The organism is Nocardia sp. NPDC060259, from assembly GCF_042728775.1.
In the GTDB taxonomy this organism is placed as follows: domain Bacteria; phylum Actinomycetota; class Actinomycetes; order Mycobacteriales; family Mycobacteriaceae; genus Nocardia.
Genome location: NZ_JBHXAY010000179.1, coordinates 1 through 7,032 on the forward strand (window position 1 = coordinate 1; position 7,032 = coordinate 7,032).

6 protein-coding genes are annotated in these 7,032 nt (G+C 67.9%); 3 read left to right on the forward strand and 3 right to left on the reverse strand.

What is annotated here, in order from left to right; all coding sequences use genetic code 11:
• Positions 1 to 348: 348 nt before the first annotated feature.
• Positions 349 to 1,989 carry a CocE/NonD family hydrolase gene (locus ACFWF2_RS33110; protein ID WP_379311418.1) on the forward strand — a complete coding sequence of 547 codons (1,641 nt, stop codon included), beginning with the start codon at positions 349 to 351 and terminating at the stop codon, positions 1,987 to 1,989.
• Between the two features lie 183 nt (positions 1,990 to 2,172).
• Here ACFWF2_RS33110 and ACFWF2_RS33115 read toward each other — a convergent pair whose 3' ends face one another.
• From ACFWF2_RS33115 to ACFWF2_RS33125, 3 genes are all read right to left on the reverse strand, one after another.
• A complete protein-coding gene (locus tag ACFWF2_RS33115; RefSeq protein WP_379311419.1) occupies positions 2,173 to 2,793 on the reverse strand; it encodes a TetR/AcrR family transcriptional regulator in 621 nt (206 codons plus the stop codon).
• Between the two features lie 137 nt (positions 2,794 to 2,930).
• Positions 2,931 to 5,087 carry an elongation factor G-like protein EF-G2 gene (locus ACFWF2_RS33120; RefSeq protein WP_379311420.1) on the reverse strand — a complete coding sequence of 719 codons (2,157 nt, stop codon included), beginning with the start codon at positions 5,085 to 5,087 and terminating at the stop codon, positions 2,931 to 2,933.
• A 147-nt stretch (positions 5,088 to 5,234) separates the two neighbouring features.
• Positions 5,235 to 5,987, reverse strand: a complete 753-nt coding sequence (locus tag ACFWF2_RS33125) for a siderophore-interacting protein (protein WP_379311421.1) — start codon at positions 5,985 to 5,987, stop codon at positions 5,235 to 5,237.
• A gap of 78 nt (positions 5,988 to 6,065) precedes the next feature.
• Here ACFWF2_RS33125 and ACFWF2_RS33130 point away from each other — a divergent pair, with 78 nt between their 5' ends.
• Both ACFWF2_RS33130 and ACFWF2_RS33135 read left to right on the forward strand, forming a co-directional pair.
• The gene (locus ACFWF2_RS33130; protein WP_379311422.1) at positions 6,066 to 6,401 is read left to right on the forward strand and encodes a TfoX/Sxy family protein; all 336 of its coding nucleotides are present in this window, start codon (positions 6,066 to 6,068) and stop codon (positions 6,399 to 6,401) included.
• A gap of 161 nt (positions 6,402 to 6,562) precedes the next feature.
• A complete protein-coding gene (locus ACFWF2_RS33135; protein WP_379311423.1) occupies positions 6,563 to 6,967 on the forward strand; it encodes a hypothetical protein in 405 nt (134 codons plus the stop codon).
• Positions 6,968 to 7,032 lie beyond the last annotated feature (65 nt).

The window sequence follows — 7,032 nt, forward strand, 5'->3', positions numbered from 1 at the left end:
CGGTGAAGCCTGCCGTGCGTGGGCCAGCTCATTCACGAAGCCTGGACTTCTTCGATCCGGAATCTGCCCGCGAGCCCCTCTCGCGCCTCGAATCAGCGGCGCTTGGTCACCTGTCCGGGCCCGTTGGGAATCACTCGACCCAGACACGGGTGTTCACAATGAGATCGCACATATTCGCACTCTCGCATGTCAAATATCTACCGCTGCAACAGAACACACCAACTGTCGAGACCGATGTAGCATCGCTGGCGAGCGGGGGTGGCTTGGGTCTCGTCCCGTAGTAGCTCCCTTGCTTGTCGCACAGCTGTTCTGCTGCTCCGAAATACACCAATTCGACAGGAGATCGCCATGCCAGAAGCTCGCCCTGACCGCTTGCGCCTACTCGCTCCCGATCAGGAAGTCGCCGCACTCGCCGTCGTTGATGATCTGCTCACCGGAAACGCGACCGGCGTCCCCGAATACCTGATCGACGACATCGCCGCCGTCCGCGCTCGGTGCCGGTTCACTCAGGTGCAGATTCCCGGCCACGACGGCGAACTGCTCGACGCCATGGCCGCCTGGCCGACCAGCGGCGGCCCGCATCCACTCGTCGTACTTCCCGCCGGCCTGGACCCCACGGGCTGGAAAATGTACTCCGGGGCGCTGATCAGGCTGCTCATGCGCGGCTACGCCGTCGTCGCCTACACCGAGCGCGGCCTGCCCGGGTCCGGTGGTGAGCTGACGGTGGCCGGTCCCGAAGACGTCGCGGACGGCTCGCAAGTGATCACCTGGGCGCTCGCGCAACCGGAGATCGAGGTTGACCAGGAACGTATCGGCATGGCGGGCATCTCCTACGGTTCAGGCATCAGCCAGCTGGTAGCCCAGTCCGATCCGCGCGTGAAAGCAGTGGTCGCCCTGAGCACTTGGGCTGATCTCGGCGAAGCGCTGTACGACAACGGGACCCGCCACATCCTCGCCGCCGAAGCCCTGGGCGCGATCAGCGAGAAGCCCAGCGCCGAGCTGGTGAAGATACTCGAGGACTTCCGGACGAACACCGATATCGAGGGTGTGCTGGACTACGCGCGACGGCGCTCGCCGGCTCACATCCCGGATGAACGCCGTCCCGTGCCGACCTTCTTCACCAGCTACTGGCACGAGACCATCTTTCCCCAGAACCAGCTGCTGAGCTATTTCGCCGAGTTCCCCGGCCCCAAGCGCTTGGATCTGGCGATCGGAGACCATGGGGCAGTGGAGGTTCCGGGCCTGCTGCTCGGTGTCTACACTCGCACCTCCGAGGCCGCCTACGACTGGCTGGACCACTATCTCAAGGGTGTCGACAACGGCATCGACAGCGATGGTGCCGTGCACACCGAGACCATGCACAGCTTTACCGTGTCCTCCTTCGCCGACCTGGAAAGCTGGTCGTCCAACCCGATCCGCACCTACCATTTCGCCGCACCCCCGAGTGGATCCACCGATGGTGCACTGGTTCTCGACCCGCCCTCGGACTTCAGCCAGACCATCCGTTCCGGTGAACCGCGCGTCCGCGCCGTGAATCAACTGGTCATGGACGGCTTCCGTGAGCGGCTGCTCATGCCCGTGCGTCACAGGTTCGCCGAGGTCGATCGATCCACCAGCGCGGTGTGGACGAGCGCTCCGCTTCCGTCGCCCCACCACATCGCGGGTATCCCACGGATTCGTGTGACGGTGACTCCCACCACCCATGCCGTCACCGTGGTCGCCTACTTGTTCGATCTCGACGTGGTCACCGGCAATCTGAAGATCATCACCCATGCCGCGGCCACGGTGCGCACCGCCGAACCGAAACATCCCACCACGGTCGATCTGCGCTTGCAGGCCACCGACTATCGAGTCCCCGTCGGCCACCAGCTCGCCGTCATCCTGGCTACCGAGGACCCCCTGTACGCGGGCGAAACCGAACCCGACACCGTGGTGACCCTGTCCGCCGTCCACGGCGCAGCGGGTATCGACATCCCGATAGGCGACTGATCCAGCTCCGTACTGTGTGATCCTCGGCAAGGTCTCGATCACCCGATCGGGGCCTTGCCGCGGGTTCCGACCGCCTGAAAAACCCTTCGTCGCGGCCATCGCCGTGTCGCTCGGCGTTGCGAGGAACCGGCGCAGGCAGTGCGGACGACCGCCCGCTCCCACCGGGCGTCGCGGTGGTCCGGGTCAGCCCGTCTTTCTGTACAGGGCGATGGTCTGGTCGATGCAGCGGGTGACAAAAGTGTCGTCCAGGGGCAGGTCGGTGACCATCAACCGGAAATAGAGTGGGGCGGAGAGGGTTTCGATGACCTCGCGCGGGTCGGTGCCCGCGGGGAGTTCACCGCGTTCGACCGCCTTGTCGATGACGGGTGCGGTGCGTTCGAAGCGGTCGTCCCAGAAGCGGTGACGGGCGGTGGCGACGTCGGGGTCGACCGACAGCGCGATGGCCGTGCCGAGCAACCTGGCGATGCCGGGGCGCGAGATCAGGTGCGAGATCTGGTCGGCGAGTTGCCGCAGGTCCGATCGCAGGCTTCCGGTGTCGGGTGTCGGGTTGCCCACGGCCGCGAGTTCGGTGACGGCGTCGGCGAGCAGTGCGGTGCGGGTGCCCCAGCGTCGGTAGATCGTTGTCTCGGCGACCCCGGCGCGGGCCGCGATATCACCGATCGCCAATCCCTCGATGCCGTGTTCGGCGACCTGATCCAGCGCCGCCGCGAGCACGGCTTCGCGCACCCGGGCCGAGCGCCCGCCGGTCCGCCGCCGCGGCTCGGCAGGCGAGGCGCTATCCAGGTTGTGCTCGCGTTCGACCATGGACCCCGTTCTACTCGATGCCTGCCGCGTCACGCCATCAGGGCAGGTACGCAACGATCCAGTTGCACGACATCCTCGTGTCCGGCCGGCCCTTACCCGCCGGCCACAGATCCGGACCACCTTCAGGGCCCGGTGATTCAGGCCGACGCCCCTGCGCTTTCCTTGCGTGCCCGTTCGGCGACGGCGGCCGGCATCGGCTCGTGCCGTAGATACCCGCGGGCGAACGACCCCGCCCCGTGGGTGAGCGATCGCAGGTCGATGACATACCTGCTCAGTTCGAGTTCGGGTACCTCGGCCCGGATCCGGGTGCGGCCGGTCTCGGCCGGTTCGGTGCCGAGAATGCGGCCGCGCCGGGTGGACAGGTCGCCGAGGACGGCGCCAAGATGGTCGTCGGGGACCGTGACCCGCACCGCGGCAACCGGTTCGAGCAGCAGGGTCCCTGACGCGTCCGCCGCGTCGCGAAGAGCGAGGGCACCCGCGGTCTGGAAGGCGGCGTCGGAGGAGTCCACCGAGTGCGCTTTTCCCTCCACCAGTGTCACCCGCACATCCACCAGCGGATATCCGGGAGTCACTCCGCGCGCGGCCTGCGCCTTCGCCCCCTTCTCCACCGACCCGATGAACTGCCGCGGCACTACCCCACCGACCACCCGGTCGACGAACTCGAATCCCGTCCCCGCGGGCAGCGGTTCCACCTGGATCTGGCACACCGCGTACTGCCCATGCCCGCCGGACTGCTTCACCAGCCTGCCGCGCCCCTCGGCCGCGGCGGCGAGCGTCTCCAGTAACGCCACCCGATACGGTTCCACGTCCACCCGCACCCCGAACCGCCCGCGCAACCGTTCCAGCGCGACATCCCGGTGGGCTTCCCCCAGACACCACAGCACCAGCTGATGGGTGTGTTCGTTGTGTTCCAGCCGCAGGGTCGGATCCTCGGCGACGAGCCGGGTCAGGCTCTGCGAGAGCTTGTCCTCATCGGACTTCCCCTGCGCCCGGATAGCCACGGGCAGCAGGGGTTCCGGCAGCTGCCACGGCTCGATCAGCAGGGGTTGCCCGGTGCCGGAGAGGGTGTCGCCGGTTTCCGCGTGGCCGAGTTTGCTCACGAACGCGATATCGCCGGCGACGGCCTCGGTCAGCGTCCGCTGTTGTTTCCCCAACGGCGCGGTGACTCCGCCGACCCGGTCGTCGGCATCGTGCTCCGGTCCGCAGACGTGGACGGTGTGATCGCTGTGCAGCGTGCCGGAGAACACCCGCACCAGCGATACCCGTCCCACATACGGGTCGGACGAGGTCCGGATGACCTCCGCGGCGAGTTCCCCCGCCGGATCGCAGCGCAGCGCGGTGGGCGCGGCGCCGTCGCCGCGCGGCACGGCCGACAGCGGGTGTTCGATCGGTGTCGGGAACCCGGCCGTGACCAGTTCCAGTAGTTCGAGCGTGCCGAGGCCCTGCTCCGTGTCCTCGGCCGCCGGTGCCGCGAACAGCACCGGATGGAAGCTTCCGCGCGCCACGGCTCGTTCCAGGTCGTCGACCAAGGTGTCGAGTTCGACGGGTTCGCCGTCGAGGTACCGGTCCATCAGCGTTTCGTCTTCGCTCTCGGCGATGATCGCCTCGATCAACCGATCGCGGGCCGGGTCGATCTCCGCGAGCTGTTCCGCGGAAGGTTCGGTGCGCTCTCGTTTCCCGCTGCGATAGTCGGCCGCCCGCCGCTCGAGCAGTTCCAGCAGTCCGATCGCGGGCCGGTGCCCGTCGGGGCTCTTCGGCCCGTAGACGGGCAGGTGCAGGGGCAGCACGGTATCGCTCGCTCCGTCGGTCAGCAGCGCCTGACAGGTCTGCACCAGTTCCGCGTATTCCGCCCGCGCCGTGTCCAGATGTGTCATCACGATCGCCCGCGGCATCCCCACCCGCGCGCATTCGGCCCACAGTTCCCGCGTCGCCCCCGCCACACCCTCCACTCCGTCGGCCGCCGACACCAGGAAAAGCGCCGCGTCGGCAGCCCGCAACCCGGCCCGCAGTTCGCCGACGAAATCCGGGCATCCCGGCGTATCGATCAGATTGATCTTCACCCCGCCCCACATCACCGGGACCACCGACACCTGCACAGATCTGTGCTGTCGCCGTTCGACCTCGTCGTAGTCCGACAGCGATGTCCCGTCCTCCACCCGGCCAGCCCGGTTCACCGTCCCGGTCGCCAACGCCAGCGCCTCCACCAGCGTCGTCTTCCCCGCACCGCTGCTGCCAACCAGCGCCACGTTCCGGATGCTCTCCGGTCGCTGCGCCCCGTTCGTCCGGTCCACCATGTCGCACGCTCCCTCGGATTAGGGACCCGGCTCCTTCGAGCTTCCCACCGCAGGTAGGGGCACGTCCACGGTTTCCTGCCGATCGATGCTGCGACCGGCACGGACCGGCTGGGGACCTCCCCAGTGGAACAAGTGATGTACGGCCGGTCAGTTGGACGTGGGCGCGGACTCGCGGGTGGCCAGATCCGCCCTCCATTCCCGGAAGCCCTCTTCGGTCCGGCCCCGCCGCCAGTAACCGGAAATCGATGCGGCCCACTCGGCGGAAACCTCCCGTTCTCTGCGGATGTAGCGGCGCAGATCGTGCATGACGGCGTGCGCTTCACCGTGGATGAACACCTGCACCTGTCCCGCACGCCAGACCGCGCCGCGCACAGCCTCGGCCAGCGCTTCGCCCGGCGCACGGTCGCCTCGATGCAACCAGGTCAGCTCCACCCCGTCAGGCTTGGCGACAGGAAGCTCGTCCTCGGGCCCAGCCACCTCCACAAAGGCGATACCCGCGGCCGTCGCCGGCATCGACTCGAGCGCGGCGGCGATGGCGGGCAGCGCGGAATCGTCACCCGCGAGCAGATGCCAGTCCGCCTCGGCGCGTGGGGCATAGGCACCACCTGGGCCGAAGACATCAATCGTGGTGCCCGGGGCTGCCTGCGCTGCCCACGGTCCTGCGATGCCTTCGTCGCCGTGATACACGAAATCGATCGCGACCTGTTCGCCTGCCCGGTCGATCAAGCGCAGGGTGTAGGTGCGCAGCACCTCGACGCCGTCTGTCGGGAAGATGAGTTTGACGTACGAATCGGTGAACGCGCCGACCGCCAGACCGGCAGCACGGAAGTGCACGCGCACCATATGCGGGGACAGGCGTTCGGTGCGCAGCACCGTCAGGGTGGTACGGGGGCGAGCCAAGGGAAACCTCCAATAGTTAGCGTTACCTAACAAACGTACCGCAGGTGGTTGTCGGTGGCCTGGCGCATACTGGCGCGCATGGCGTATGACGCGGAGCTTGCCGAGCGGGTCAGGGAGCTGGTGTATCCGCGTGGTGACATCGATGAGAAGAAGATGTTCGGTGGACTCGCCTTTCTCGTCGGCGGCAATATGGCCGTCGCGGTGAGCGGTAAGGGCGGTCTGCTCGTGCGGGTCGACCCTGCCGAGAGCGAGAACTTGATCGACGGCGCGGCGATCGCGCCGATGACGATGGGCGGCCGCGAAATGACCGGCTGGCTGCGCGTCGCACCGGAACTCGTCGCCGACGACACGGTCCTGTGCGAGTGGGTCGAACGTGGCGTGGCGTTCGCCGCCGCCCTGCCCCGCAAGCGCTGAGCAGACGACCGCCGCTGCCGCGAGGCCTGGTGCCGCTGTCAGTGGAGACGTCAGGTGCGTGTCAGCTCGGTGTCAGGCGGCCCGACCACAGTGTGTACATCGAACAAAACAGCCGGCACCGACACAGTCAGTGCCACCACCGATTTCGAGGAGTACACACCATGTCCACCACCATCACCCTGACTGACCAGGACAAGAGCACCCTGCGCACCGCCGCCTACGGCGCCGTCTCGCTGATCGCCGCCGCCGGCGCGCCGCACAAGGGGATCTCGCACGGTTCCATCGCCCTGACCTCGGCGACCGGTCTGGTCGGGCACGTGCTCGCCGCCAAGTCCAAGGACATCCACCTGCCCGGCAAGTCCGTCGCCGCACTCGCCGACCAGGTGCTACCGAGCCTGACCGCGGCCGTGCGCCTGCTCGCCGAGCAGGACCCGGCCGAAGCAGGCAACTTCCGCGACACGGTCCTGGTCGCCGTCGAGGCCGCCACCCAGGCCGACAGTGGTCAGCCCACCCCGGCTGTGGCAGCGATGGCCCGCAAGATCGCCGCCGCCCTCGACGCCGCCTGACGGCCGCGGGGTTGGGGCAGCCGCACGCGGGTTCCGTCCGCGGCAATCGGTGCCGAGGTGTCACC